At 62.5% G+C, this 1,671-nt stretch carries 2 protein-coding genes and 2 tRNA genes; all 4 read left to right on the forward strand.

Features of this window, described 5'->3' with window-relative positions; all coding sequences use genetic code 11:
• Positions 1–54: 54 nt before the first annotated feature.
• Positions 55–810: a tol-pal system protein YbgF gene (gene ybgF, locus H7U20_RS29840; protein ID WP_199762767.1), complete on the forward strand. Its 756-nt coding sequence runs from the start codon at positions 55–57 to the stop codon at positions 808–810.
• A gap of 138 nt (positions 811–948) precedes the next feature.
• Positions 949–1,024, forward strand: a tRNA-Lys gene (locus H7U20_RS29845).
• 63 nt (positions 1,025–1,087) lie between these two features.
• Positions 1,088–1,163 (forward strand) — tRNA-Lys (locus H7U20_RS29850).
• Positions 1,164–1,231: 68 nt separating this feature from the next.
• Positions 1,232–1,489, forward strand: coding sequence for a hypothetical protein (locus H7U20_RS29855; protein WP_199762768.1), 258 nt, complete (start codon positions 1,232–1,234; stop codon positions 1,487–1,489).
• Positions 1,490–1,671 lie beyond the last annotated feature (182 nt).

The following is a 1,671-nucleotide window of genomic DNA, read 5'->3' on the forward strand; positions in this document are numbered from 1 at the left end:
CCCCCCCCCCCCCCCCCCGTTTCCATTGCCCGATCCGTTTTGAAAGCGCCCGACATGACGACATTCACCAAATCCGCCCTGGCCGCCGCCGCCCTGGCCGCGCTGAGCTATCTGCCGCTGCACGCCTCGGCCGCCCTGTTCGACGACGACGAGGCCCGCAAGGCCATCCTCGACCTGCGCGCCAAGGTCGACGTCCTCGCCCGCGACGTCAACGGCCGCCTCGACACCAAGGCCGACAAGTCGGCCACGCTGGACCTGCTGAACCAGAACGAAACCACGCTCAACGAAATCGCCAAGCTGCGCGGCCAGCTCGAAGTGCTGGCCAACGAAGTGGCCAACACGCAGAAGCGCCAGAAGGACTTCTACGTCGACCTCGACACCCGCCTGCGCAAGCTCGAACCGCGCCAGATCACCATCGACGGCAAGGCCGCCGAGGTCGATCCGTCCGAGCAGAAGAACTACGACGCCGCGCTGGGCCTGTTCAAGGCCGGCGACTACAAGACCGCCGCCACCGCGCTGCAGGACTTCGTGCGCCAGTTCCCCGCCTCCGGCTACGCCGCCAACGCGCAGTACTGGCTGGGCAACGCCTACTACGCCCAGCGCGACTGCAAGAGCGCCATCGCCGCGCAGCAACTGGTGATCAAGAACTACCCGGACAGCCCGAAGGCCGCCGACGCCATGCTCAACATCGCCAGCTGCCAGACCGAGCTGAAGGACAAGGCCGCCAAGAAGACGCTGCAGGAGCTCATCAAGCAATACCCCGACTCCAGCGCCGCCGCCACCGCCAAGGAGCGCCTGGGCGCCAAATAAGGCCGCCACGGGCCGCCGCCGACGCGACCTTGTGCCGCCGGCGGCGCGGCGGCCGCGTCGTTGCTGCGCCGGGGTCAATAAATTCCTCCGGGCATTTGACAGTTGCCGTCATTACCCCCTATAATCTCGCTTCTTCGGGGGTCGTTAGCTCAGCTGGTAGAGCAGCGGACTTTTAATCCGTTGGTCGCAGGTTCGAATCCCGCACGGCCTACCACCGAATTCAGCAGTGAATAGAATGGCAAATCACCGCCTTCTTTGTAGTACAGCGCAATACCTTGGGTCGTTAGCTCAGCTGGTAGAGCAGCGGACTTTTAATCCGTTGGTCGCAGGTTCGAATCCCGCACGGCCTACCAAGATACATCAGAAAAGCCAACCCTCGGGTTGGCTTTTCTGTTTCCAGTGATCCCACGAAAGCATCGCCATGACCTACGAAGAATTCCTTGACGAGGTAACCACCCTCCTCGCCGAAATGTACGACCTCGACGATGCCGCCGCGATCAAGCTGGTGGTGGACGCGCAAGCCGCCGATTTCTTTGTCGCGCACGACGACAAGGAAGAGATGCGCACCGTCGACCAGGCCAAGCTGGACGCCGCCACGCTCCACACGGCCAAGCAGAACAAGGTGCAAACCCAGCGCAAACAGCAGCAGCGGCAAACGCAAAAGAAAAAAACGCCTTGATCGTAACTGGCGCGTTTGCGGGGCGAATGAGAAAACCTGGCGGAGCTGCGGGCTGTTCAGCCCTTGGTCGCCGGTTCGCATCCCGCACGGCCTAGCAGTCTGTCGGACTATCGTCTAGAAAGAAGCGAGGTGAGCCGGTAAAATGGATGCCGACGACGATTTGATTTGCGAGAGGGCCGGAT

The organism is Rugamonas violacea, assembly GCF_016461825.1.
GTDB lineage: Bacteria > Pseudomonadota > Gammaproteobacteria > Burkholderiales > Burkholderiaceae_D > Rugamonas.

Excerpts from the sequence above, each read along its gene's own strand:
- ybgF (WP_199762767.1), top strand. The coding sequence starts at position 55 with ATGACGACATTCACCAAATCCGCCCTGGCCGCCGCCGCCCTGGCCGCG.
- H7U20_RS29855 (WP_199762768.1), top strand. The coding sequence starts at position 1,232 with ATGACCTACGAAGAATTCCTTGACGAGGTAACCACCCTCCTCGCCGAA.